The following is a 23,194-nucleotide window of genomic DNA, read 5'->3' on the forward strand; positions in this document are numbered from 1 at the left end:
GCCCGCTCCCACAGGTCCATCACAGACCTTGAGGATTGTGGTGTACCTGTGGGAGCGGGCAAGCCCGCGAAGAGGCCGGTACTGCTAAAACCTAATCCCGCAGATCCGACTCGTGAATCGGGTTGGCCCGGCTGGTCGCACGTTGGTACTGCGCGGGCCAGGTAGCTTTGTTACCGCCCAGATCATCATCGGCATGCAGCGGCCAGTACGGGTCGCGCAGCAGTTCGCGGGCGAGGAAGATAATGTCGGCCTGGCCGGTGCGCAAAATGTGCTCGGCCTGGGCCGGTTCGGTGATCATGCCCACAGTGCCGGTGGCGATTTCCGATTCCTTGCGCACGCGTTCGGCGAAGCGCGTCTGGTAGCCGGGGCCGGTGGGGATCTCGGCGTTTACCGAGGTGCCGCCGGAAGATACGTCGATCAGGTCAACCCCCAACCCGCGCAGTCGGCGGGCCAGTTCGACGGTTTCATCGGGGTTCCAGCCGTCTTCGACCCAATCGGTTGCCGATACCCGCACCAACAGCGGCAATTCGGCTGGCCAGATCTTGCGCACGGCCTCGACCACCTGCAGGGTCAGGCGGATGCGGTTCTCGAAGCAGCTGCCGTACTCGTCGCGGCGCTGGTTACTCAACGGGGACAGGAACTGATGCAACAGGTAGCCATGGGCGGCGTGGATTTCGACCACCTTGAAACCGGCCTTCAAGGCGCGCTCGGTAGAGGCGACGAAGGCAGCGATCACACCCTGGATCTCTTCGTGGTTCAATTCATGTGGCGGCGTGTGTTGTGGGTCGAACGCGATCTTCGATGGCCCTACTGGCTGCCAGCCACCGTCTTCGAGCTTGACGCTGCCCTGCTTGCCCAGCCATGGGCGATAGGTACTGGCCTTGCGACCGGCGTGGGCCAACTGGATGCCAGGCACGGCACCCTGTGCGGTAATGAAGCGGGTAATACGTTGCAGCGGGGCGATCTGTGCGTCGTCCCACAGGCCAAGGTCTTCGGCGGTGATGCGGCCATCGGCGGTTACCGCCACGGCTTCAGTGATAACCAGGCCCGCACCACCCACGGCGCGGCTGCCCAAATGAACAAGGTGCCAGTCGTTGGCCAGGCCATCGACGGCGGAATACTGGCACATCGGTGACACAGCGATGCGGTTGGGCAGGGTCAGCTGACGCAGGGTGTAAGGCTCGAGCAGCAGGCTCATGAGGGCACCTCCCAAGGACTCCAATGGTGATCCGGCCCGGACACTCAATTGCACGTCCCTGGCCCAGGTCCGGTCATAACTTCAGACTAGACCAGAATGGGTGGGGGGTAGGTTCCCTCGGATTTGTCGGTGCGCTCAGCGCGGCTCCATGTGGGCAATCATCAACTGCACACTTTCGTTGCCACGAAACTCGTTCACATCCAGCTTGTAGGCCAGCTCGACCCAGCGCACGGTCGGGTTCGGCCACACTTCGCGGTCGATGCCGAAGGCAATACCATCCAGCCGCACCGAACCGCACTCGCTCTTGAGCACCACCTTCAGGTGCCGTTCGCCCACCACACGCTGCTCCACCAGCTGGAACACGCCATGGAACAGCGGCTCGGGGAAGTGCTGCCCCCAAGGGCCGGCGTTGCGCAGGGCCTTGGCCAGGTCGAGGTGGAACTCTTCCACGGCCAGGCTGCCATCGGACAGCAACCGGCCGGTGAGGTCTTCCTCACGCAACTGGCGCCGCACTTCTTCGTCGAATGCTTCGGCAAATGCGGGGAAATTACCCTCGGGCAACGACAGCCCCGCAGCCATGGCGTGGCCGCCGAACTTGCTGATCAGCTCTGGGTGGCGGGCCGCCACGGCATCCAGTGCATCACGGATGTGGAACCCCGGCACAGAGCGCGCCGAACCTTTGAGCATGCCCTCGCCGGCATCGGCAAACGCGATAGTCGGCCGGTGATAACGTTCTTTCAGGCGCGAAGCCAGAATACCGATCACGCCTTGGTGCCAATCTGCATCGAACAGGCACAGGCCATAAGGCATGGACTCGACCGGCAGGTCCTTGAGCTGGGCCAGGGCTTCGCGCTGCATGCCCTGCTCGATGGACTTGCGGTCCTGGTTCAGGTCGTCCAGCTGTTGAGCCATGTCCTGGGCCAGGGCCGCGTCTTCGCACAGCAGGCACTCGATGCCCAGGCTCATGTCGTCCAGGCGACCGGCAGCGTTCAACCGAGGGCCAAGGATGAAACCCAGGTCGGTCGAGGTAATGCGCCGGTGGTCACGGCGGGCCACTTCCAGAATGGCTTTCAGCCCTGGCCGGGCACGGCCGGCACGAATACGCTCGAGGCCCTGATGCACCAGGATGCGGTTGTTGGCATCCAGCGGCACCACATCGGCCACGCTGCCCAGCGCGACCAGGTCGAGCAGTTCGCCGATGTTCGGCTGCGGTTGCGTCTCGTAGCGCCCCAGGCTGCGCAAGCGGGCGCGCAGGGCCATCAGCACATAGAAGATCACCCCGACCCCGGCCAGCGCCTTGCTCGGGAACGTACAGCCCGGCTGGTTGGGGTTGATGATGGCATCGGCGTCAGGCAGTTGCTGACCCGGCAGGTGGTGGTCGGTGACCAGTACCTTGAGCCCGGCAGCCTTGGCAGCGGCCACACCCTCGACGCTGGAAATGCCGTTGTCCACGGTAATCAGCAATTGCGGCTGACGCTGCAGCGCCACCTCGACGATTTCCGGGGTCAGGCCGTAGCCGTACTCGAACCGGTTGGGCACCAGGTAATCGACATGGGCCGCGCCCAGCAGGCGCAGGCCCAGCACCCCGACAGTGCTGGCGGTGGCACCATCGGCATCGAAGTCACCCACAATCAGGATACGCTGGCGCTGGTCGAGGGCCTCGACCAGCAGGTCAACACCGGCCTCGATGCCCTTGAGCTGCTGATACGGCAGCAGACGCGCCAGGCTTTTGTCCAGCTCGGCCTCGCTTTGCACGCCACGCGCGGCGTACAGGCGGGTCAGCAAGGGAGGCAGGTTACCGAGGAATGGCAGGGTCGGCGGCAGGGGGCGAGGTTCGATACGCATGGGTTGCTTCAGCCACGCTCACCGAGCAGCCACTGCAGTTGCACTTCATGCTGGCCACGGTCGTCAGTCACGAACACCGTGCCTTCGCTGATCATCACGTCCCACTTGATGCTGCGCGGCATGTCGGTGGCCAGGGTTTCCAGCACTTCCTGTGGCACAGCGGCAATGCTCAGGTTCTTCAGATTCTTGACCGCGCTCACCACTTTACCTTCCCACACGCGCAGGCTGCCGTAGGCCAGCAGGCTGGTGCGCTCGGTACGGCGCGAGCACCAGGTCAGGCGGTCGGCATCGGGTTGGCCGACTTCGATCCAGTGCAGCACGCGGTCGTCCAGGCTCTTTTCCCACAGCGCCGGCTCATCGACATCCGACAGGCCACGGCCAAACGACAAGTTCTCGTTGTACCAAAGCGCGTACGCCAACAAACGAACTGCCATGCGCTCTTCGGTTTCCGACGGGTGACGAGCGATGGTCTGCTTGACGCTTTCGTAGACATTGCGATCAAGGTCGGTGAGATTCAATTCGAACTTGTAGGTGGTGGACGGCTGGGCCATGGTCGAGGGGCTTCGTGCAAAAGAAAAGTGGCACAGTCTAACCCATCCGCACCGTCCATGCGCCGCAGCAGTACCCGGCGAAACCGACGTGTGATAAAACCACGGCTCTGCCCAGCTGCCACGGATGCCCCATGTCGACGCCCAGCAAACCCCTCGCCGGCCTTAAAGTTGTGGAACTCGGCACGCTGATTGCCGGGCCGTTCGCCTCGCGCATCTGCGCCGAATTCGGTGCCGAAGTGATCAAGGTCGAGTCTCCGGATGGGGGCGACCCGCTGCGCAAGTGGCGAAAGCTGTATGAGGGCACTTCGCTGTGGTGGTTCGTGCAGGCACGCAACAAGCAGTCGCTCACGCTTAACCTCAAGCACCCCGAAGGCCGCGAGGTGCTGAAAAAACTGCTGGCCGAAGCCGACATTCTGATCGAAAACTTCCGCCCGGGCGTGCTCGAAAAGCTCGGCCTGGGCTGGGATATGCTGCATGCCCTTAACCCGCGCCTGGTCATGGTACGCCTGTCGGGCTTTGGCCAGACCGGGCCAATGAAAGACCAGCCCGGCTTCGGCGCGGTGGGCGAGTCGATGGGTGGCCTGCGCTACATTACCGGCTTCGACGACCGCCCGCCGGTGCGCACGGGCATTTCCATCGGTGACTCGATTGCTGCCCTGTGGGGGGTGATTGGCGCGTTAATGGCGCTGCGCCACCGTGAGGTCAATGGCGGCCAGGGCCAGGTTGTGGACGTGGCGCTGTATGAAGCGATCTTCGCCATGATGGAAAGCATGGTGCCGGAATTCGATGTGTTCGGGTTTATCCGCGAGCGCACCGGCAACATCATGCCGGGCATCACACCCTCCTCCATCCATACCAGCGCCGACGGCAAGCATGTGCAGATTGGCGCCAACGGCGATGCCATCTTCAAACGTTTCATGCTGGCGATTGGCCGCACCGACCTGGCGGATGACCCTACCCTGGCCACCAATGATGGGCGCGACCTGCGCCGTGACGAGCTCTACGGGGTGATTGACCGCTGGGCCAACAGCCTGCCGCTGGACCAACTGATGCAGGTGCTGACCACGGCAGAGGTACCTGCCAGCCGCATCTACTCGGCCGAGGACATGTTCAACGACCCGCAATACCTGGCGCGAGAGATGCTCCTGCAGGCCAAGTTGCCGGATGGCAAGCCGTTCCGCATGCCGGGCATCGTGCCCAAGCTGTCGGATACACCTGGCTCCACCGAGTGGGTCGGCCCGGCGCTGGGCGAACACACCGAGGCACTGCTCACCCGCCTGGGCTATGACGCAGCGGCCATTGCCGGACTGCGCCAGGCCGGCGCGGTCTGACGCCTGCCGCTGCCCTTGCCGATGCGCGCTGCCTACTGGCTACGCCACCTGATCCTGCTATGCGGGCTACTGCCCGCATTGCTCATGCAACCTGCCAGCGCCAAGGAGCGCATCTTCTGGCTGGTGCGCGACCTGCCACCCTTCACCATTTTCGAAGGCCCGGAAAAAGGCCAAGGGGTGATCGACCAGCTATTGCCGCTGCTGACCAGGCAGATGCCCGAGTACGACCACACCATCGTGCGGGTCAACCGGGCGCGCGGCATCCAGATGCTGCAAGACCGAAACACATTCACCTGCGACCCGACCCTGCTGTGGACCCCGGAACGGGCCAAATATGCGCTTTTTTCCATGCCAACGCTGGGTGTGCTCAGTGGTGGCCTGGTGCTGCGCAAGGAAAACCAGGCACTGGTAGCGCCCTACCTCGACAGCCAGGAAGTGGACCTGCATGGCCTGCTGAGCAACGCCCCGGTGAAACTGGGCATTGTTGCCGAACGTAGCTATGGCACGCAGATCGACGCCATTCTGCAGCAGCTACCTGATACTGCGCTTAGCCGGCACTATGGCAACGACGCCACAGCTAACCTGCTGCAAATGCAAAAACTGGGGCGCCTACGCTTGGTGCTCGGCTACTGGCATGAAGTTCGTTACTTGCTTCAGCAGCAAGGCGGCTCACTGGCCGACTATCAGTTTCATCCTGTCCAGGGGGTGGAGCGCTATCAGTTTCTCCATGTCGCCTGCTCTGACAATCCGTCGGGCCGCAAAGTGGTAGCGCATATCAACCAGCTATTGCCTGCTTTGCGCCGTGACGTGCTGCCTGGCTTGTATGCGCACTGGCTGGACCCGTCGTTGCAGGAAGACTACCTGGAAGACAGCAAGCGCTTCTTCGAAGCCCCTTGATCACCTGAAAAAAGAAACCCCGGACGCTGGGGAAGACGCCCGGGGCCAAGCGAAAGTCCTTGGGGACTTCCCGTGACAGCCTTGCCAGCGCCGGAGCAAAGCACTGGCTGGCTGCCCCTACAGTGTCTGATAAGCCACTCAGGCAAAGGTTCCCTGCGGTTGTTGACGCTGTTGCAATGCCGCGATCACACAGGGCTGCAAGCGCCCTTCGGCAATCTGCAGGTCACGGTGCAGGCCATCCACCAGATCGATCAACAGGCGTTGCTCCTGCAACTGGCGCTCGCTGACCGTGCGCTGCAGGGTGATGCCGGCGAGGCGGTCATGAACGGTCAGTTGGCGATTGCCATTGGCATCGGTGATGCCGAGGTGGATCTGATAGGGGGTCAGGGCGTCGTTGAGCAGGCTGCAGATTCTTTCCATCCGGATCACTCGCTGCGTGGTGGGATCTAAAGGAACTGACCAGCAGGCGCTGCAGAAAGTTCGTCAAACCGCGCCCGCGTCAGTGAGCATGCGGGGATGAGATGACAGTTTGAATACGCTGCCTGGGGCGTGCCTGCAGTGTTTGCAGGGCACGCTGCAGGCGCGGCATCGACAGCGGCCAGGGGAGCTCGGCGAGCACCCACAGGCCTTGGTTTCTTGCCTCCTGAGCTAGGTTCTGATGCTTCGGTGTGGCCTTGCCGACGAACAGCAACGCGCGTGACCGATGCTGCCGGGCGAGCAAGGCGAGGCCTGAGCGAGTTGGCATGGCATGGTCGAGAATCAGCAGGTCGGGGCGACGCTCAGCGTTCAGGCAGGCGTTCAGGTCGTTGGCGTTTGCGCTGATGCGCACGTTGAACAGGCCTTGGGCGTTGAGGGCCTGGTGCAGAAGGATCTGATGGGATGGGCGAGGCTGGTGAATCAACACGTAGGGCTGGTACATGAGCCGCTCCTGGTGGGAGGACCGGCTAATTTAGGCTTTGCGCGGGGCAGCCTGAATAGGACTTTTCTGTGGTGACCACGGGAAAAGTCCTAGGGACCGGGCCGCGCTGCGGCCCCCTTTCGAAGGTAATGCTTAAAGCGGCTTGCCGCGGTTGCCGTGCTGGCTGACAAAGTCCTGCACTGCTTTCAGGTCATTGGCCAACACCGTGCAACGCTCTTCACGGCTGAACAGGTCGCTGAGGTGTGCTGGCAGCTCCAGCGCCTTGCCAACACCTGCCTTCTCCACCGCTTCCGGGAACTTGACCGGGTGTGCGGTACCCAGCACCACCATCGGCGTGTCCAGGCTGCGACGGCACTCGCGCGCGGCTTTGACGCCGATTGCGGTATGCGGGTCGAGCACTTCACCCGTGGCGGCGAACACCTCGGCAATGGTCTCGCAGGTTTGCTCGTCGCTGACGGCCAGCGAGTCGAACAGCTTGCGCGCTTCGGTCCAGCGGTCTTGCTCGACGCTGAAACCACCGCCCTGCTTGAAGTTGGCCATCAGTTCGGCGATGGCGCCACCGTTGCGGCCGTGCAGGTCGAACAGCAGGCGCTCGAAGTTGGACGAAACCATGATGTCCATCGACGGCGACAGGGTCGCGTGCAGGGTTTCCTTCACATACTGGTTGCCGCTCATGAAGCGGTGCAGGATGTCGTTGCGGTTGGTGGCGACGATCAGCTGGCTGACCGGCAGGCCCATGTTGCGGGCCAGGTAACCGGCGAAAATGTCGCCAAAGTTGCCGGTAGGTACCGAGAACGCGACCGAACGCGCCGGGCCGCCCAACTGCAGGGCTGCATGGAAGTAGTAGACGATCTGGGCCATGATCCGCGCCCAGTTGATCGAGTTGACCGCTACCAGGCGGGTGCCCTTGAGGAACGACTGGTCAGCGAAGCTGGCCTTGACCATTTCCTGGCAGTCGTCGAAGTTGCCTTCGATGGCGATGTTGTGGATGTTGTCGCCGAAGAGGGTGGTCATCTGGCGGCGCTGCACTTCCGACACGCGCTGGTGCGGGTGCAGGATGAAGATGTCGACGTTGTCGCAACGACGGCAGCCTTCGATGGCGGCGGAGCCGGTGTCACCGCTGGTGGCGCCGATGATCACCACGCGCTCGTTGCGCTTGGCCAGTACGTGGTCGAGCAGGCGGCCGAGCAGTTGCAGGGCGAAGTCCTTGAACGCCAGGGTCGGGCCGTGGAACAGCTCCAGCACCCACTCGTTGCTGTTCAGCTGACGCAGCGGGGCGACTGCGGCATGGGCGAACTCGCCGTAGGTTTCTTCAAGGATTTTCTTGAAATCGGCGTCGGCGATGCTGCCTTCGACGAACGGACGCATCACACGGAAGGCCAGTTCGTGGTACGGCAGGCCGGCCCACGAGGCGATTTCTTCCTGGGTGAAGCGTGGCAGGTTCTCGGGTACGTACAGGCCGCCGTCACTGGCCAGGCCAGCCAGCAGCACGTCTTCGAAATTCAGGGCCGGTGCCTGGCCGCGGGTACTGATATAGCGCATGGGTGCAAACCTTCGATGCTAAGGCCCGGGCCGCGCCGGCGGCCCGAGAACAAAATTAATTGAGCTGTTCGACGCGGATGCGCACGACCTTGCCGACCACGTCCTGCAGGGCTTCCAGGGCGACGATGGCATCGTTGATACGCTGCTCGACCACGCCGTGGGTCAGCAGGATCATCGGTACCAGGCCGTCCTGCTCCTCGGCTTCCTTCTGCATGATCGACTCGATGTTGATGCCACGCTCCGACAGGATGCTGGCCACCTGGGCCAGTACGCCCGGGTGATCCTTGGCCTGGATGCGCAGGTAGTAGGCGCTTTCGCAGACTTCGATCGGCAGGATCGGGTGAGCCGACAGCGCGTCTGGCTGGAAGGCCAGGTGCGGCACGCGGTTTTCCGGGTCGGAGGTCATGGCACGCACCACATCCACCAGGTCACCGACCACCGACGAAGCGGTAGGCTCCATGCCGGCGCCCGCGCCGTAGTACAGGGTGGAACCGGCGGCGTCACCGTTGACCATCACGGCGTTCATCACGCCGTTGACGTTGGCGATCAGACGGTCAGCCGGGATCAGCGTGGGGTGTACGCGCAGCTCGATGCCTTCGGCAGTACGACGCGCCACACCCAGGTGTTTGATGCGGTAGCCCAGGGCCTCGGCATAGTTCACGTCAGCAGTGGTCAGCTGGGTGATGCCTTCGGTGTAGGCCTTGTCGAACTGCAGCGGGATGCCGAAGGCGATGGACGCCAGGATGGTCAGCTTGTGCGCGGCGTCGATGCCTTCGACGTCGAAGGTCGGGTCGGCTTCGGCGTAACCCAGCGCCTGGGCTTCGGCCAGCACGTCCGGGAAGGCACGGCCCTTCTCGCGCATTTCGGTGAGGATGAAGTTGCCGGTGCCGTTGATGATACCGGCCAGCCAGTTGATGCGGTTGGCCGACAGGCCCTCGCGGATGGCCTTGATCACCGGGATGCCGCCAGCCACGGCCGCTTCGAAGGCGACGATGACGCCCTTCTCGCGGGCCTTGGCGAAAATTTCGTTGCCGTGCACGGCAATCAGCGCCTTGTTGGCGGTAACCACGTGCTTACCGTTTTCAATGGCCTTGAGTACCAGGTCGCGGGCGATGGTGTAGCCACCGATCAGCTCGATGACAATGTCGATCTCCGGGTTGCTGGCAACTTCGAACACGTCAGCGGTAATGGGGGTACCGGTAATCTGGCAGTTCGGGTTCTGCGAGCGCATGGCGATCTGTGCCACTTCAATACCGCGCCCGGCACGGCGGGCAATCTCCTCGGCGTTGCGCTGAAGTACATTGAAGGTTCCGCCACCGACGGTCCCCAACCCACAGATGCCTACTTTGACCGGTTTCACTGTGAACTCCCCATTGAACGGCCGGCACGTTTGCCGACCGTGAAACATGCCGTCACCCCATGACGACGGCGTACTGAATTGGATTACTTGGCCAGTGCCAGCTTGGCGACCTGCGGTGCCGGCTGGTAGCCCGGAATGACCTGGCCGCTTTCAAGCACGATGGCCGGCGTACCGTTGACGCCGATCGACTGGCCCAGCTGGAACTGCTTGCTGACCGGGTTGGTGCACTTGGCAGCCTTGATTTCTTCGCCTTCGACCATCTTGTCCATCGCCCCACGACGGTCGCTGGAGCACCACACCGCCTGCAACTGCTGGTCACCCGGCGAGCCGAGGCCCTGACGCGGGAAGGCGACGTAGCGCACTTCGATACCGCGGCGGTTCAGCTCGGGCACTTCGGCGTGCAGCTTGTGGCAGTACGGGCAGGTGGTGTCGGTGAATACGGTAATGTGCGACTTGGTCTCACCCTTGGCAGGATAAACCACCATCTCGGCGGCTGGAATGCCGTTGATGAGCTTGGCGATGCCTTGGCGCTCGGTTTTTTCGGTGAGGTTGACCGGCTTGCCGTCCTGGATCTGGAACAGGTAGCCCTGCATCACGAACTGGCCGTCGGCGCTGGCGTAAAGCACACGGCCGCCCTGCAGCTTCACTTCATAGAGGCCGTTGAGCGGGCTGCTGGCCACGCTTTCCACGGGCACTTCCAGCTCAAGGTTTTGCAACGATTTACGGATGGCCTGCTCGGCACCGGCATTGTTATCGGTTGCCGCAGCTACGGCAAACGTACTGGCCAGCGCCAACGCGGCGGCGGCGAAAAACTGGGTCACGCGCATGGGAACTCCTGAAGGCGGACAGGGGCCGGAGGGCGCCACCTGCGGAAAATACGCGGTGGCCGTGCGGCCCTTGGTGCAAACCGCCCAAGCCTACCACATCACACCGCCGGTGAAGGGCCTTGCAAGGACCAGTCGGCGGAACATGAAAAACATTCATCCACGCGGGTGGTGCTGGGCGTGCAACTGCTGCAGACGGGCCTTGGCGACGTGGGTGTAGATCTGCGTGGTGGACAGGTCGCTGTGGCCAAGCAGCATCTGCACCACGCGCAGGTCGGCGCCATGGTTGAGCAGGTGGGTGGCGAAGGCGTGGCGCAGGGTATGCGGCGACAGCGGCTTGTCGATGCCGGCAACCCGGGCATGGTGCTTGATGCGGTGCCAGAAGGTCTGCCGAGTCATCTGCTCGCCACGCAGGCTGGGGAACAGCACGTCGCTGGGGCGGCCATTGAGCAGTTCGGCGCGACCGTCACGTTGATAGCGCTCCAGCCACACGACCGCCTCTTCCCCCATCGGCACCAGGCGCTCCTTGCTGCCCTTGCCCATCACACGCAGTACACCTTGGCGCAGATTGACCTGATCGAGGGTCAGGCTGACCAGTTCGGTGACGCGCAGGCCGCAGGCATACAGCACTTCGAGCATGGCGCGGTCGCGCTGGCCAATGGCTTCGCCCAGGTCCGGGGCTTGCAGCAAGGCCTCGACGTCGGCTTCGGAGAGCGACTTGGGCAGCGGCTTGCCCAGCTGCGGCATTTCGACCTGCAGGGTCGGGTCGATGGCCACCAGTTTTTCCCGCAGCAGGTAGCGGAAGAAGCCGCGCAGGCCGGAAAGGAAGCGCGCCGTGGAGCGTGGCTTGTAGCCTTGGTCGAGGCGCCAGGCCAGGTGGTCGAGGATCAGGTCACGGCCGGCATCCGGCAGGGAAACCGAATGTTCCTGTAGCCAGCCGTTGAACAGGGCCAGGTCGCTGCGGTAGGACACGCGGGTGTTGTCGGACAGGCCTTTTTCGAGCCACAGGGCATCAAGAAACTGGTCGATCAGGGGATGGTCGAGGGCGGACATGAAAACTCGGTGGCAAACGGCGGATTGATGCTTAGTCTTTCATAACAGCGCAGGCATAGGGAGCCCACATGAGCGAAGAGCAGATACTACTTAGCGTCGGCGGCATCGGCGCCGCTGCACTGGCCTGCCAGTGGCTGGCCTGGCGCCTGAAGCTACCGGCGATTCTGTTTCTGCTGCTGACCGGGATCATTGCCGGTCCGGCACTGGGCTGGCTCGACCCCGAGGCGTTGTTCGGCCCGCTACTGATGCCGCTGGTGTCGCTGGCAGTGGCGCTGATCCTGTTCGAAGGTAGCCTCACCCTGCACCTGTCGCAGTGGCGCGAAATCGGCAGCGTGGTGCATCGCCTGGTCACCGTGGGCGCGCTGGTCACCTGGCTGGTCATCGCCCTGGCGACCCACTGGCTGCTGGGATTCGACTGGCCGCTGGCGATTCTGTTCGGCACCTTGACCCTGGTGACTGGCCCCACTGTGATCGTGCCGATGCTGCGCGTGGTGCGGCCAAAGTCGACCATCGCCAACATCCTGCGCTGGGAAGGGATCATGATCGACCCGATCGGTGCGCTGCTGGCCGTGGTGGTGTACAGCTTCATCATCGCCAGCGCAGACGGCAATGGCCTGCTCCAGAGCCTCACTACCTTCGCGGGGGTCATTTTCTGCGGTAGCGCCCTGGGTGCGGCCGGGGGTTGGCTGCTGGGGCAGATCATGCGCGAACAATGGCTGCCGGAATACCTGCACAACCTCGCATCACTGGCGGCGGTGCTGGGTATTTTCATCGCAGCCAACCAGATCGTGCATGAGTCCGGGCTACTCGCAGTGACCGTGATGGGCATGTGGCTGGCCAACATGCGCGGGGTGGATGTGCGGCAGATCCTGCACTTCAAGGAGAACCTCAGCGTACTGCTGATTTCCGGCCTGTTCATCCTGCTGGCTGCGCGCCTTGACCTGCATGCCCTGCTGGGCCTCGGCCCGGCGGTACTGGCGTTGTTGCTGGTGATCCAGCTGCTGGCACGCCCACTGAACGTGTGGCTGGCAACACTGGGCTCACCGCTCAGTTGGCGGGAACGGGCACTGCTGGCCTGGATTGCGCCACGCGGCATCGTTGCCGCCGCCGTTTCAGCGATTTTCGCCATCCGCCTGCATCAGGCCGGACACCCGGACGCCTTGCTGCTGGTGCCGCTGACCTTCGCCGTGATCATCGGCACGGTGGTACTGCAAAGCGCCACGGCCAGGCCGCTGGCACGTCTGCTCAAGGTCGCCGAACCGGCGCCCAGTGGTTTTCTGGTGGTCGGTGCCAACGAGCCGGCCCGGGCCATCGCCAAAGCCCTGCAGCAATTGGGCTGTCGGGTTTTGCTCACAGACTCCAGCTGGGAAAACATTCGCGCCGCGCGCATGGACGGGCTACCGACCTACTTTGGCAACCCCGCCTCGCAACATGCCGACGCGCACCTGGACCTGGTCGGCCTCGGGCACTTGCTGGGGCTGTCTCCCGCTGGCGAAATCAACGCCCTGGCCTGCGCAAGGTTCCGCCATGACTTCGGTAACGGCCGGCTGTTCGTGCTGGCCAGTGGCCTGGAGAAGCAACGCAGCGACAAGCACCGAGCTGCCGAAGAGCATCGGGGGCATCTACTGGGAGCCAGCCCAATGACCTATCTGCAACTGGCCAACCGGCTGCATCAGGGCGCCGAACTGTACAGCACCAACCTGACCGAAGGCTTTGGCTGGGATGCCTACCAGGCACTGCATGGCGAGCGTGCGCACTTGCTGTTCGCCCGAGACGGGCATGGCTGGGTACATGTAGCCAGCCCCGACAACCCGCTACAGCCGCAACCGGGATGGACCCTGGTGGCGTTGATCGAGCCAGCCCCGGAGCCCTGACACTCAGGCGCCCGGGAGCACCGGCACCGGGCGCTTGTCCTCGTCAATGGCGACAAAGCTGAACACACCGTGAATGGCCCGTTCGCGGCCGTCCAGGTACATGTTCTCGACAAACACGTCCACCTGCACCTGCAAGCTGGTATTGCCGACCTTGATTACCGTGCCTACCAGTTCGACGATCGAGCCCGCCGGAATCGGGTGCTTGAAGTCGATGCGATCGGTGGACACGGTCACCAGCGGCAGGCGGCAGAAGCGCGTGGCGGCGATGAACGACACTTCGTCCATCCAGGCCAGGGCGGTGCCGCCGAACAGGGTGTTGTGGTGGTTGGTGGTGTTTGGGAACACCGCCTTGGTCACGCGAGTCACCGACAGCTCGGTACGGCGCTGGATTTCCTGGTCTCGGGTAGTCATGGCATTCACATCTTTGAAAGGTTCAAAACGCAAAAAAGCAGCCCGAAGGCTGCTTTTTTCTCGCTAGGCGGCCTCGGCCACCGGGCAAACTGTACTCAGGACAGTTTTTCCTTGATGCGAGCGGCTTTGCCGGACAGGTCGCGCAGGTAGTACAGCTTGGCTTTACGCACGTCACCACGACGTTTCACGGCCAGGCTGTCGATTTGCGGGCTGTAGGTCTGGAAGGTACGCTCTACGCCAACGCCGCTGGAGATCTTGCGCACGGTGAAGGCGCTGTTCAGACCGCGGTTACGCTTGGCGATAACAACGCCTTCGAACGCCTGCAGACGGGAACGCTCACCTTCCTTCACTTTAACCTGAACGACAACGGTGTCGCCTGGTGCGAAGGTCGGGATTTCCTTGCTCATCTGCTCGGCTTCGAGCTGCTGGATGATCTTGTTAGTCATGCTGTGCTCCTAAGATGGATACGCGATCCACCATCGATACGTTTAACTATCGTCCCGCTCGCGGAGGTATTCCTCGAGCAGCTTCTTCTCTTCTCCAGAAAGCGAGCGACTTTCCAGAAGATCGGCGCGTCGTTCGAAGGTCCTACCAAGGGACTGCTTCATCCTCCAACGCCGGATATGTGCATGGTTGCCACTTAGCAACACGTCGGGAACACGCTGATCCGCATACACCTCAGGTCGGGTGTAGTGCGGGCAATCCAGCAGACCGTCGGTGAAGGAATCTTCTTCCGCCGAGTCCACATGCCCTAAAGCTCCGGGCAGCAGCCGTGTAACCGCATCGATCAGTACCATGGCCGGCAGCTCGCCACCGGAAAGCACATAGTCGCCAATCGACCACTCCTCATCGACATGAGCCTCGATAAAGCGCTCGTCGATGCCTTCATAACGACCGGCGATCAGGATCAACGATTCCTGTTCGGCCAGGCCTTTGACCGCCTGCTGAGTCAGCTTGCGGCCTTGTGGCGACAGGTAGATCACCTTCGCCGCTGCTCCGGTCGCTTGCCTGGCGCTAACCAGGGCGTCTTCCAGAGGCTTGATTTTCATCACCATGCCCGGACCACCGCCAAACGGCCGATCATCTACCGTGTGGTGACGATCTGTGGTGTAGTCCCGCGGGTTCCAGCAAGTCACCTGAAGCAACCCCTGTTTCACCGCGCGGCTGGTAATGCCGTACTCCGTGATGGCCGAGAACATCTCGGGGAACAACGTGATGACGTCTACGCGAAGGTTACCCATCGTTTAGAAGTCCGCGTCCCATTCAACCCGCATCACGCCTGCTTCCAGGTCGATGTTGAGCACGCATTGCGCCGTATAGGGCAACAGACGCTCGCGATCATCCAGGCTGCCTGCGCAGGGCTTGACCACCATTACATCGTTCGCACCGGTCTCCAACAGGTGATCGACCTTGCCGAACAGTTGTTCGTCCTGGTTGATGACCTTCAGGCCTTCCAACTGGTACCAGTAGTACTCGTCGGCAGCCAGGTTGGGCAAAAGGCTCCGCGAAATGCAGATTTCATAACCGCTCAGAAGACGGGCTTCATCACGATCCTCGAGGCCTTTAAGCTTCACGACCAGGCCCTTTTGGGAGCCACGACCGCTGACCAGCTCGACCTGCTTTACCTTGCCTTCGTGCCGAAGCGTCCAGCGTGGATAATCCAACAGGTTTTCAATCGGATCGGTAAAGGAATACACCTTCACCTCGCCGCGAACGCCGTGAACCGAAAAAATCTTGCCGACGACGATGAGGTCATCAGCCTTTTCTGGCGTCGCGTTCATACTGTTCAGGCAGCGGCCTTGGCAGCGTCCTTCAGCAGCTGAGCAACGCGCTCAGACGGCTGTGCGCCCTGGCTCAGCCAGTAGGTGACGCGCTCTTGGTTGACCGACAGCTTGACTTCGGCGCCCGATGCGATCGGGTTGAAGAAGCCAACGCGCTCAACGAAACGGCCGTCACGGGCGTTACGCGAGTTGGTCACGGTCAGGTGGTAGAATGGGCGCTTTTTCGAGCCGCCACGGGCCAGACGAATGGTTACCATGTGAACATCGTTCCTATAGTCGGTGTTGCAGTTTGTACTGCAAATCTGAATGCCAAATAGGCACACGGGTGCCCAAAAGGCCGCATATTCTCGGGGAATACACGGACATTTGCAAATGACTTTTTCGGCAAGGCCCTGCCCCACCGTCCAGATTTGCCGGTTGCGCCGCGAAATCCGCGGCCGTTGCCCCGCCAAGGCGGGGGTTCTGGGCGCCTGTCCGACAAAAGGCAGGCGCCCGGAATAGAGGTTTACAGCTTCGGCATACCGCCGCCAGGCAGCATGCCGCCCAGGCCGCGCATCATCTTGGCCATGCCGCCTTTGGCAGAGAATTTCTTCATCATCTTCTGCATCTGCTTGTGCTGCTTGATCAGCCGGCCGATGTCCTGCACCTGAGTGCCGGAACCCAAGGCGATACGGCGCTTGCGCGAACCACTGATCAGGTCAGGGTCGCGGCGCTCGGCCGGGGTCATGGAGTTGATGATCGCTTCCATCTGCTTGAACTGCTTCTCGGCCGCGCCTTGTGCGTTGCCCATCTGCGACAGGTTGACCCCACCGATGCTCGGCAGCTTGTCCATCAGGCCGCCCAGGCCGCCCATGTTCTTCATTTGCTGCAGCTGGTCACGGAAGTCTTCGAGGTCGAAGCCCTTGCCTTTCTTCAGCTTCTTGGCCAGCTTGTCGGCCTTGGCCTTGTCGATGGTCTGCTCGGCCTGCTCGATCAGGCTGAGCACGTCGCCCATGCCGAGGATGCGCGAAGCGACGCGATCGGGGTGGAACGGCTCGAGGGCCTCGGTCTTCTCGCCCATACCGATGAACTTGATCGGCTTGCCGGTGATGGCACGCACCGACAGCGCAGCACCGCCACGGGCATCACCGTCGACCTTGGTCAGCACCACGCCGGTCAGTGGCAGCGCCTCGCCAAACGCCTTGGCGGTGTTGGCGGCGTCCTGGCCGGTCATGGCGTCGACCACGAACAGGGTCTCGATCGGCTTGACCGCAGCGTGCAGCGCCTTGATCTCGTCCATCATGTCGGCGTCGATGTGCAGACGGCCGGCGGTGTCGACGATGACCACGTCGATGAACTTCAGCTTGGCTTCGCGGATGGCCGCTTCGGCAATGGCCACCGGCTTCTGGCTGATGTCGGACGGGAAGAAGGTGACACCAATGTCGTTAGCCAGGGTTTCCAGCTGCTTGATCGCCGCCGGGCGATAGACGTCGGCGGACACCACCATCACGCTCTTTTTCTTGCGCTCTTTAAGGAACCGCGCCAGCTTGCCGGCAGTGGTGGTCTTACCGGCGCCCTGCAGGCCGGCCATCAGCACGACGGCTGGCGGGGCGGCGTTCAGCGCGAGGTCTTCGTTGGCCGCGCCCATCAGGCTTTCCAGCTCGGCCTGGACGATTTTCACGAACGCCTGGCCCGGGGTGAGGCTGCGCGACACTTCGGTGCCGACCGCACGTTCCTTGACGCTGTTGACGAAATCCTTGACCACCGGCAGGGCAACGTCGGCCTCGAGCAGGGCCATGCGCACTTCGCGCAGCGTGTCCTTGATGTTGTCTTCGGTCAGCTTGGCCTTGCCGGTGACATGGCGCAGCGTCTGTGACAGGCGGTCGGTCAGGTTTTCGAACATGGTGATCCTTTCAGGCCCAGTAAAAGCCGAGGTTTGTCAGGCGCCCTGGGGGAAATACACACCCGCCGGGCACAGCAAGGCGGCGATTATAGCGAAGTGCGGCGGCGGCGCACACCTTGGTGGAGGCCTGGGAGATATTCGGTGGCTGCCAGGGCCTGTTCGCGGGCAAGCCCGCTCCCACACGGCCTACCAGTCTTCCTAGAGCAGCGGAATCTATGCCACACTCCGTCTCTTTAAGGCTCGCCAACCAGGACTTATGGTCTCCTCACCCAGCCTCATCCCCAACCTGATCGCCGCCGGCCTCTATATAGCAGCGGCCATCTACCAGGGCACACACCTCGCCCAGGGCCGCAAGGCCGACAAGCGCCTGCTTGGCCTGCTGGGTGCCTTCGCGGTGCTGGCCCAGGCCGGTGCACTGTTCTTCCAGCTGATCACCCCGCTGGGCCTGAGCCTGGACTTCTTCAGTGCCGCCAGCCTGATCGCCGTAGCCGTCATTGCCCTGACCCTGCTGGCCTGCCTGCGCATACCGGTGGAAAACCTGTTGGTGCTACTGTTCCCGCTGGGTGCGATAACCGCGCTGCTGGCGCAGTTCGCGCCACCCGGCACGGTGCCGCTGATCAACGAAGAACCCGGCATCCTCGCGCACATCCTCCTGTCGATCCTGGCCTACGGGTTGTTCACCATTGCAGTATTCCAGTCACTGCTGTTGCTACTGCAGGACCACCAGCTGAAGAACAAGCACCCGTCCGGGCTGATCCGCAACTTCCCGCCCCTGCAAACCATGGAAAGCCTGCTGTTCGGCTTCCTCTGGGCCGGCTGGTGCCTGTTGTCGCTGTCGCTGATCTCCGGCTGGCTGTTCCTCGACAACCTGTTCGCCCAGCACCTGGTGCACAAGACCTTGCTGGCCTGTGTCGCCTGGGTGGTGTTCAGCGTACTGCTGTGGGGCCGCACCCGCCTCGGCTGGCGCGGCCACAAGGCTATCCGCTGGACGCTGGCCGGTTTCTGCCTGCTGATGCTGGCCTACTTCGGCAGCAAGCTGGTTCGCGAATTCATCCTGCATATCTGACGGCCGCCCATGGACACCCTGCCGTACGCACCGCTATTCGGCACCCTCGCACTGGCCCTGTTGTGGTCAGCACTGTTCACTGCCGTGGATGCCGCCCGCCTGCAGCTCAATGGCTCGCTGCGCAGCCACGAAGACGGCATGCACGCCCTGCCGGCCCAGGCCCTGGTGCTGTGTGCCAGCCTTGGCAAGCTGCTGGTGCTAGGCCTGGCCTGCCTGCTGGGTCAGCGTCATAGCGGCGAGCACGGCTTCTGGCTGGCGGGGTTGGCCGCTACCTTCACCTTGCTGGTATTTGCCGAGTACCTGCCACGGCGGCTGGCCCGGCGCAACCCGCAGGCGTTCGTCAGCCTTGGTGCCAGCCTGCTGAAAGCACCCCTCGCCCTGCTGCAGCCGCTGGCCTGCCTGCTGGACGGCTTCGCCAAACTGCTGCTGCGCCCGTTCCGCGTGCAACCAACCGCAGTGGCCCTGCACCCGCAGGAAGTCGATGACTTCGACGAAGACGAAGAACACGAAACACCCCGCCACGGGCTGCTCGACGGCCTGCAATCGCTGGACAAGATCACCGTCAACGACATCCTGGTACCGCGCAATGAAGTGGACGGCATCAACCTCGACGAGCCGATCGAGCGCATCATCGAGCAGCTGATCGTCAGCCGCCATACCCGCCTGCCGGTTTACCACAACGACATCAACCAGGTTGAGGCGATCCTCAACACCAAGCTGATCAGCCACCTGCTGCCCAAGGCCGAGCTGACCCTGGAGGCGCTGCACAGCGCCTGCTACGAACCCTATTTCGTGCCGGAAAGCACGCCGCTGCAAATGCAGCTGCTGAACTTTCACAAGCAACAGCGCCGGCTGGGCGTGGTGGTGGACGAGTACGGCGAGGTGCTTGGCATTGTCACCCTGGAAGACATCCTCGAAGAGATCGTCGGTGAGTTCGAGGACGAGCAAAGCCTGGACAACCCCCATGTACACCCGCAGACCGATGGCACGTTCGTCATCGATGGCACCGCTTCGCTACGCGAAATCAACCGCACCCTGGGCTGGCACCTGCCTTGCGACGGCGGGCCGAAAACCCTCAACGGGCTGGTGACCGAGGCGCTGGAGAGCATCCCGGAAAGCGCCGTTTGCCTGAAGATCGGCCGCTATCGCCTGGAAATCCTCGAAACGGAGGACAATTGTGCCAGCAAGGTACTGGTGTGGACCGTGACCCGATAGCTATACTCGGGTCACGCTTACCCAGCCCCGCCGTCCCGCCTGCTACCCGCACCCGGCGCTACACGGCCAGTCCGCTCCACTGACACGCCCTGCGGCCCTGCTTCAACACCCCGAACAGAGCCCGCCCCGCCCCTATCCCCCTTGGGCTATCGTCAGTCGGGCGCACACAACAACAAAACGCTCCGGCGTCCGCGCATCTGTGCCTGCCCTTTTGCATTGCACACCGTCGCGGGCAAAGCCCATGGAGCCGGACCAGACTGTTAGGGACCTACTTAATGACAACCAGCAGCACCTATGCCGAAGCGCCTGCCGCGCCGGTCAACTCGCCGGCACGGGTGGCCACAGCCAGCTTTATCGGCACCGCCATCGAGTTCTACGACTTTTACGTTTACGCCACCGCCGCTGCCCTGGTGATCGGCCCGGTGTTCTTCCCGTCGGGGTCGGGCACTGCGCAGATGCTGGCGGCGTTCCTCACCTTTGGTATTGCCTTCCTTGCCCGCCCATTGGGCTCGGCGCTGTTCGGCCATTTCGGCGACCGCATCGGCCGTAAATCAACCTTGGTCGCGTCGCTGCTGCTGATGGGTGTGTCCACCACGGCCATTGGCGTGCTGCCAGGCTATGACAGCATCGGCGTGTGGGCGCCGATCATCCTCTGCCTGCTGCGCTTTGGCCAAGGCCTGGGCCTGGGCGGCGAATGGGGTGGCGCGGCGCTGCTGGCCACCGAGAACGCCCCGGAAGGCAAGCGCGCCTGGTTCGGCATGTTCCCGCAACTTGGGCCGTCGATCGGCTTTTTGGCTGCCAACGGCCTGTTCCTGACCCTGGCCCTGCTGCTCAGCGACGAGCAGTTCCGTGAGTGGGGCTGGCGTATTCCGTTCCTGCTCAGCGCCGCGCTGGTGCTGGTGGGGCTCTATGTGCGCCTGAAGCTTGAAGAAAGCCCGGTGTTCGCCAAGGCCGTTGCCCGTCACGAGCGGGTGAAAATGCCGGTGGTCGACCTGTTCTCCAAGTACTGGGTGCCAACCCTGCTGGGCGCTGCGGCCATGGTGGTGTGCTACGCGCTGTTCTACATCTCTACAGTGTTCTCGCTGAGCTATGGCGTGACCACACTGGGCTACAGCCGCGAGACGTTCCTTGGCCTGCTGTGCTTCGCGGTGGTGTTCATGGCCTTGGCCACGCCCCTGTCGGCCTGGCTCAGCGACCGTTACGGGCGTAAGCCGGTGCTAATCGTCGGTGGCCTGCTGGCGGTAGCGTCGGGCTTTACCATGGAGCCGCTGCTGACCTCGGGCTCGACCACGGGCGTAGCGCTGTTCCTGGCCATCGAACTGTTCCTGATGGGCGTGACCTTTGCGCCAATGGGGGCACTGCTGCCTGAACTGTTCCCGACCCACGTGCGGTATACCGGCGCTTCGGCGGCGTATAACCTGGGCGGGATTGTCGGGGCCTCGGCGGCACCGTTCTTTGCCCAGAAGCTGGTGAGCATGGGTGGGTTGAGCTGGGTGGGAGGGTATGTGTCGGCGGCGGCGGTGATCAGCCTGATTGCCGTGTTGTGCCTGAAAGAGACGCGCAATACCGAACTGTAAACAAATGGGGCCGCGTTGCGGCCCCAATCGGATCAGAACTCGACCTTGACCGCTTGCGATGCACGGGTCGCCTTGGCCCGCGCCTGCTCTACCGACTCATCACGCGCCAGGCACACGCCCATGCGGCGGGTGCCGTTGATTTCCGGCTTGCCGAACAAGCGAATGGCGGTATCCGGCTCGCTCAGCGCTGCGCCCAGGTTGGCGAAGCTGGTCTGCTGCGACTGCCCTTCCGGCAGGATCACCGCCGAGGCCGACGGGCCAAACTGGCGCACCACCGGAATCGGCAAGCCGAGAATGGCGCGGGCATGCAAGGCAAACTGCGACAGGTCCTGGGAAATCAGGGTGACCAGGCCCGTGTCATGCGGGCGTGGCGACACTTCGCTGAACCACACCTGGTCGCCCTTCACGAACAGCTCAACACCAAACAGGCCACGACCGCCCAGGGCATCGGTGACCGCCTTGGCCACGCGTTGCGATTCGGCCAGCGCTTTCGGGCTCATGGCCTGCGGCTGCCACGATTCCTGATAATCGCCCTTCTCCTGGCGATGACCAACCGGCTCCAGGAAGGTGGTACCCCCCACATGGCGCACGGTCAGCAGGGTGATTTCGTATTCGAAGTCGATAAAGCCCTCGACGATCACCCGGCCCTTGCCAGCGCGGCCGCCTTCCTGGGCGTAGTCCCACGCCTTCTGCAAGTCGGCATCGCTGCGCAGCAGGCTCTGGCCCTTGCCCGACGAGCTCATTACTGGCTTGACCACGCACGGGTAGCCGACATCGGCCACGCCCTTGGCGAAGTCTTCATAGGTGTCGGCGAAGTGGTAGGGCGACGTTGGCAGCTCCAGCTCTTCGGCGGCGAGGCGACGAATGCCTTCGCGGTTCATGGTGAGCTGGGTGGCACGGGCAGTCGGCACCACGTTGAAGCCTTCGTTCTCCAGCTCGACCAGGGTGGCGGTGGCGATGGCTTCGATTTCCGGAACGATGTAGTGCGGTTTTTCGGCTTCGATCACGGCCCGCAGGGCCACGCCATCGAGCATGTTGACCACGTGGCTGCGGTGCGCCACCTGCATGGCCGGGGCATTGGCGTAGCGGTCGACGGCGATCACCTCGACGCCCAGGCGCTGCAGTTCGATCACCACTTCCTTGCCCAGCTCGCCACAGCCGCACAGCAGTACACGGGTCGCGGTGGGCGACAAAGGGGTTCCGATACGGGTCATTTCAGGTCCTCGAAGGCATCCGGGGTCGCACCAGGCTTGGTACGGCCCGCTGAAAAAGGACCGCTATTCTACACCATCAGCCCGCAACGGCGGCCCGTCGGGCGCGAAATGCCATGGCCAGCCACACGGCGGTGACACCGGCAAACTTCGAGGCCATGGCGGTGCCGACTATCACCGGCGTCAGGGCGCCGATCATGCCGAAGAAGATGAAGGTATCCACCGGAATGCTCAGTGCCGAGCTCAGCCACAGGCGGTCGCGCAGCGGCCGGCGGGTGATGCTGAACACCAGCCAGTCGATCAGCTCGGAAATGAAGAACGCGGTGGCGCTGGCCAAGGCGATGGCCGGCTCCGAGGTGACGTAGGACAGCACCAGGGCCACCAGCATGGCCACCAGGGCGCCGTGGCCGAAGCGGGTCTGCACCATGTCACGCAGGATGAACACCAGGCCGCCCCAGGCGGACCAGATGATGTCCAGGTGCGGGGCGCTAGAGAAGGCGTAGTTGATCAGCACTACGCTGCTGATGTAGGCAATCAGATAGAACATGGCGAGTCGTCTGTGGGCAAGCCCTACAGATTACCGCTGGCTTCTTCGCGGGTAAACCCGCAGGCACCGCACCACATAACCTGTGGGAGCGGGCATGCCCACAGGTTCTG

General features: G+C 63.0%; 23 protein-coding genes. 6 read left to right on the forward strand and 17 right to left on the reverse strand.

Annotated features, from left to right (window positions below; all coding sequences use genetic code 11):
* Positions 1-91: 91 nt before the first annotated feature.
* The 3 genes from FHW75_RS08505 to FHW75_RS08515 all read right to left on the reverse strand — a co-directional run bounded on the left by FHW75_RS08505 (position 92) and on the right by FHW75_RS08515 (position 3,594).
* Positions 92-1,198, reverse strand: coding sequence for an NADH:flavin oxidoreductase/NADH oxidase (locus FHW75_RS08505; RefSeq protein WP_019097649.1), 1,107 nt, complete (start codon positions 1,196-1,198; stop codon positions 92-94).
* 135 nt (positions 1,199-1,333) lie between these two features.
* On the reverse strand, positions 1,334-3,043 hold the full coding sequence (gene recJ, locus FHW75_RS08510; RefSeq protein ID WP_025753741.1) for a single-stranded-DNA-specific exonuclease RecJ: 1,710 nt from the start codon (positions 3,041-3,043) through the stop codon (positions 1,334-1,336).
* 8 nt (positions 3,044-3,051) lie between these two features.
* Positions 3,052-3,594: a YaeQ family protein gene (locus FHW75_RS08515; protein ID WP_003252169.1), complete on the reverse strand. Its 543-nt coding sequence runs from the start codon at positions 3,592-3,594 to the stop codon at positions 3,052-3,054.
* A 131-nt stretch (positions 3,595-3,725) separates the two neighbouring features.
* On the opposite strand from FHW75_RS08515, the gene FHW75_RS08520 reads away from it, so the two are divergent.
* The gene (locus tag FHW75_RS08520; RefSeq protein WP_019097650.1) at positions 3,726-4,925 is read left to right on the forward strand and encodes a CaiB/BaiF CoA-transferase family protein; all 1,200 of its coding nucleotides are present in this window, start codon (positions 3,726-3,728) and stop codon (positions 4,923-4,925) included.
* 21 nt (positions 4,926-4,946) lie between these two features.
* On the forward strand, positions 4,947-5,822 hold the full coding sequence (locus FHW75_RS08525; RefSeq protein WP_019097651.1) for a TIGR02285 family protein: 876 nt from the start codon (positions 4,947-4,949) through the stop codon (positions 5,820-5,822).
* 138 nt (positions 5,823-5,960) lie between these two features.
* Here FHW75_RS08525 and FHW75_RS08530 read toward each other — a convergent pair whose 3' ends face one another.
* The 6 genes from FHW75_RS08530 to xerD form a co-directional block, all read right to left on the reverse strand.
* The gene (locus FHW75_RS08530; protein WP_019097652.1) at positions 5,961-6,242 is read right to left on the reverse strand and encodes a DUF3509 domain-containing protein; all 282 of its coding nucleotides are present in this window, start codon (positions 6,240-6,242) and stop codon (positions 5,961-5,963) included.
* A 79-nt stretch (positions 6,243-6,321) separates the two neighbouring features.
* Positions 6,322-6,741, reverse strand: coding sequence for a response regulator (locus FHW75_RS08535; RefSeq protein ID WP_027615503.1), 420 nt, complete (start codon positions 6,739-6,741; stop codon positions 6,322-6,324).
* Positions 6,742-6,873: 132 nt separating this feature from the next.
* Positions 6,874-8,283 carry a threonine synthase gene (gene thrC, locus FHW75_RS08540; RefSeq protein WP_019097654.1) on the reverse strand — a complete coding sequence of 470 codons (1,410 nt, stop codon included), beginning with the start codon at positions 8,281-8,283 and terminating at the stop codon, positions 6,874-6,876.
* A gap of 55 nt (positions 8,284-8,338) precedes the next feature.
* Positions 8,339-9,643: a homoserine dehydrogenase gene (locus tag FHW75_RS08545; protein WP_183673494.1), complete on the reverse strand. Its 1,305-nt coding sequence runs from the start codon at positions 9,641-9,643 to the stop codon at positions 8,339-8,341.
* An 83-nt stretch (positions 9,644-9,726) separates the two neighbouring features.
* The gene (locus FHW75_RS08550; RefSeq protein WP_016712996.1) at positions 9,727-10,470 is read right to left on the reverse strand and encodes a thioredoxin fold domain-containing protein; all 744 of its coding nucleotides are present in this window, start codon (positions 10,468-10,470) and stop codon (positions 9,727-9,729) included.
* Positions 10,471-10,623: 153 nt separating this feature from the next.
* Positions 10,624-11,520 (reverse strand): site-specific tyrosine recombinase XerD, encoded by an 897-nt coding sequence (gene xerD, locus FHW75_RS08555; RefSeq protein WP_016712997.1) that lies wholly within the window; start codon positions 11,518-11,520, stop codon positions 10,624-10,626.
* A gap of 68 nt (positions 11,521-11,588) precedes the next feature.
* Here xerD and FHW75_RS08560 point away from each other — a divergent pair, with 68 nt between their 5' ends.
* On the forward strand, positions 11,589-13,394 hold the full coding sequence (locus FHW75_RS08560) for a sodium:proton antiporter (protein WP_183673496.1): 1,806 nt from the start codon (positions 11,589-11,591) through the stop codon (positions 13,392-13,394).
* 3 nt (positions 13,395-13,397) lie between these two features.
* Here FHW75_RS08560 and FHW75_RS08565 read toward each other — a convergent pair whose 3' ends face one another.
* From FHW75_RS08565 to ffh, 6 genes are all read right to left on the reverse strand, one after another.
* On the reverse strand, positions 13,398-13,805 hold the full coding sequence (locus tag FHW75_RS08565; protein WP_010952562.1) for an acyl-CoA thioesterase: 408 nt from the start codon (positions 13,803-13,805) through the stop codon (positions 13,398-13,400).
* 95 nt (positions 13,806-13,900) lie between these two features.
* Entirely contained in the window at positions 13,901-14,251 is a 351-nt protein-coding gene (gene rplS, locus FHW75_RS08570; RefSeq protein ID WP_003252148.1) for a 50S ribosomal protein L19, read from the reverse strand.
* Positions 14,252-14,293: 42 nt separating this feature from the next.
* Entirely contained in the window at positions 14,294-15,046 is a 753-nt protein-coding gene (trmD, locus tag FHW75_RS08575; protein ID WP_003252146.1) for a tRNA (guanosine(37)-N1)-methyltransferase TrmD, read from the reverse strand.
* Between the two features lie 3 nt (positions 15,047-15,049).
* On the reverse strand, positions 15,050-15,586 hold the full coding sequence (gene rimM, locus FHW75_RS08580; protein ID WP_016712999.1) for a ribosome maturation factor RimM: 537 nt from the start codon (positions 15,584-15,586) through the stop codon (positions 15,050-15,052).
* A gap of 5 nt (positions 15,587-15,591) precedes the next feature.
* The gene (rpsP, locus tag FHW75_RS08585) at positions 15,592-15,843 is read right to left on the reverse strand and encodes a 30S ribosomal protein S16 (RefSeq protein WP_008094480.1); all 252 of its coding nucleotides are present in this window, start codon (positions 15,841-15,843) and stop codon (positions 15,592-15,594) included.
* Positions 15,844-16,091: 248 nt separating this feature from the next.
* Positions 16,092-17,468, reverse strand: coding sequence for a signal recognition particle protein (gene ffh, locus FHW75_RS08590; RefSeq protein ID WP_012270758.1), 1,377 nt, complete (start codon positions 17,466-17,468; stop codon positions 16,092-16,094).
* Positions 17,469-17,724: 256 nt separating this feature from the next.
* Here ffh and FHW75_RS08595 point away from each other — a divergent pair, with 256 nt between their 5' ends.
* The 3 genes from FHW75_RS08595 (at position 17,725) to FHW75_RS08605 (ending at position 21,326) form a co-directional block, all read left to right on the forward strand.
* Complete coding sequence (locus FHW75_RS08595; protein WP_016713001.1) at positions 17,725-18,534, forward strand: inner membrane protein YpjD; 810 nt, start codon at positions 17,725-17,727, stop codon at positions 18,532-18,534.
* Between the two features lie 9 nt (positions 18,535-18,543).
* On the forward strand, positions 18,544-19,749 hold the full coding sequence (locus FHW75_RS08600; RefSeq protein WP_019098709.1) for a transporter associated domain-containing protein: 1,206 nt from the start codon (positions 18,544-18,546) through the stop codon (positions 19,747-19,749).
* A gap of 275 nt (positions 19,750-20,024) precedes the next feature.
* Positions 20,025-21,326 carry an MFS transporter gene (locus FHW75_RS08605; protein WP_016713003.1) on the forward strand — a complete coding sequence of 434 codons (1,302 nt, stop codon included), beginning with the start codon at positions 20,025-20,027 and terminating at the stop codon, positions 21,324-21,326.
* 32 nt (positions 21,327-21,358) lie between these two features.
* Here the strand turns inward: FHW75_RS08605 and purT are convergent, their stop codons facing one another.
* Both purT and FHW75_RS08615 read right to left on the reverse strand, forming a co-directional pair.
* On the reverse strand, positions 21,359-22,540 hold the full coding sequence (gene purT, locus FHW75_RS08610) for a formate-dependent phosphoribosylglycinamide formyltransferase (RefSeq protein ID WP_019098708.1): 1,182 nt from the start codon (positions 22,538-22,540) through the stop codon (positions 21,359-21,361).
* A 76-nt stretch (positions 22,541-22,616) separates the two neighbouring features.
* Complete coding sequence (locus tag FHW75_RS08615) at positions 22,617-23,084, reverse strand: VUT family protein (protein WP_019098707.1); 468 nt, start codon at positions 23,082-23,084, stop codon at positions 22,617-22,619.
* Between the last annotated feature and the right edge of the window lie 110 nt (positions 23,085-23,194).

This window comes from Pseudomonas sp. OG7, from assembly GCF_014192825.1.
Taxonomy (GTDB): Bacteria; Pseudomonadota; Gammaproteobacteria; order Pseudomonadales; family Pseudomonadaceae; genus Aquipseudomonas; species Aquipseudomonas monteilii.

What these genes read in the sequence shown, in the direction of transcription:
- rimM (WP_016712999.1), bottom strand. Translation starts at nt 15,586, where the DNA reads ATGAACGCGACGCCAGAAAAGGCTGATGACCTCATCGTCGTCGGCAAG.
- trmD (WP_003252146.1), bottom strand. Translation starts at nt 15,046, where the DNA reads ATGGGTAACCTTCGCGTAGACGTCATCACGTTGTTCCCCGAGATGTTC.
- FHW75_RS08565 (WP_010952562.1), bottom strand. Translation starts at nt 13,805, where the DNA reads ATGACTACCCGAGACCAGGAAATCCAGCGCCGTACCGAGCTGTCGGTG.
- ffh (WP_012270758.1), bottom strand. Translation starts at nt 17,468, where the DNA reads ATGTTCGAAAACCTGACCGACCGCCTGTCACAGACGCTGCGCCATGTC.
- FHW75_RS08520 (WP_019097650.1), top strand. Translation starts at nt 3,726, where the DNA reads ATGTCGACGCCCAGCAAACCCCTCGCCGGCCTTAAAGTTGTGGAACTC.
- FHW75_RS08535 (WP_027615503.1), bottom strand. Translation starts at nt 6,741, where the DNA reads ATGTACCAGCCCTACGTGTTGATTCACCAGCCTCGCCCATCCCATCAG.
- FHW75_RS08550 (WP_016712996.1), bottom strand. Translation starts at nt 10,470, where the DNA reads ATGCGCGTGACCCAGTTTTTCGCCGCCGCCGCGTTGGCGCTGGCCAGT.
- FHW75_RS08605 (WP_016713003.1), top strand. Translation starts at nt 20,025, where the DNA reads ATGACAACCAGCAGCACCTATGCCGAAGCGCCTGCCGCGCCGGTCAAC.
- FHW75_RS08515 (WP_003252169.1), bottom strand. Translation starts at nt 3,594, where the DNA reads ATGGCCCAGCCGTCCACCACCTACAAGTTCGAATTGAATCTCACCGAC.
- FHW75_RS08600 (WP_019098709.1), top strand. Translation starts at nt 18,544, where the DNA reads ATGGACACCCTGCCGTACGCACCGCTATTCGGCACCCTCGCACTGGCC.
- FHW75_RS08615 (WP_019098707.1), bottom strand. Translation starts at nt 23,084, where the DNA reads ATGTTCTATCTGATTGCCTACATCAGCAGCGTAGTGCTGATCAACTAC.
- rpsP (WP_008094480.1), bottom strand. Translation starts at nt 15,843, where the DNA reads ATGGTAACCATTCGTCTGGCCCGTGGCGGCTCGAAAAAGCGCCCATTC.
- thrC (WP_019097654.1), bottom strand. Translation starts at nt 8,283, where the DNA reads ATGCGCTATATCAGTACCCGCGGCCAGGCACCGGCCCTGAATTTCGAA.
- rplS (WP_003252148.1), bottom strand. Translation starts at nt 14,251, where the DNA reads ATGACTAACAAGATCATCCAGCAGCTCGAAGCCGAGCAGATGAGCAAG.
- FHW75_RS08595 (WP_016713001.1), top strand. Translation starts at nt 17,725, where the DNA reads ATGGTCTCCTCACCCAGCCTCATCCCCAACCTGATCGCCGCCGGCCTC.
- FHW75_RS08525 (WP_019097651.1), top strand. Translation starts at nt 4,947, where the DNA reads ATGCGCGCTGCCTACTGGCTACGCCACCTGATCCTGCTATGCGGGCTA.
- recJ (WP_025753741.1), bottom strand. Translation starts at nt 3,043, where the DNA reads ATGCGTATCGAACCTCGCCCCCTGCCGCCGACCCTGCCATTCCTCGGT.
- FHW75_RS08560 (WP_183673496.1), top strand. Translation starts at nt 11,589, where the DNA reads ATGAGCGAAGAGCAGATACTACTTAGCGTCGGCGGCATCGGCGCCGCT.
- purT (WP_019098708.1), bottom strand. Translation starts at nt 22,540, where the DNA reads ATGACCCGTATCGGAACCCCTTTGTCGCCCACCGCGACCCGTGTACTG.
- FHW75_RS08505 (WP_019097649.1), bottom strand. Translation starts at nt 1,198, where the DNA reads ATGAGCCTGCTGCTCGAGCCTTACACCCTGCGTCAGCTGACCCTGCCC.
- xerD (WP_016712997.1), bottom strand. Translation starts at nt 11,520, where the DNA reads ATGTCCGCCCTCGACCATCCCCTGATCGACCAGTTTCTTGATGCCCTG.
- FHW75_RS08530 (WP_019097652.1), bottom strand. Translation starts at nt 6,242, where the DNA reads ATGGAAAGAATCTGCAGCCTGCTCAACGACGCCCTGACCCCCTATCAG.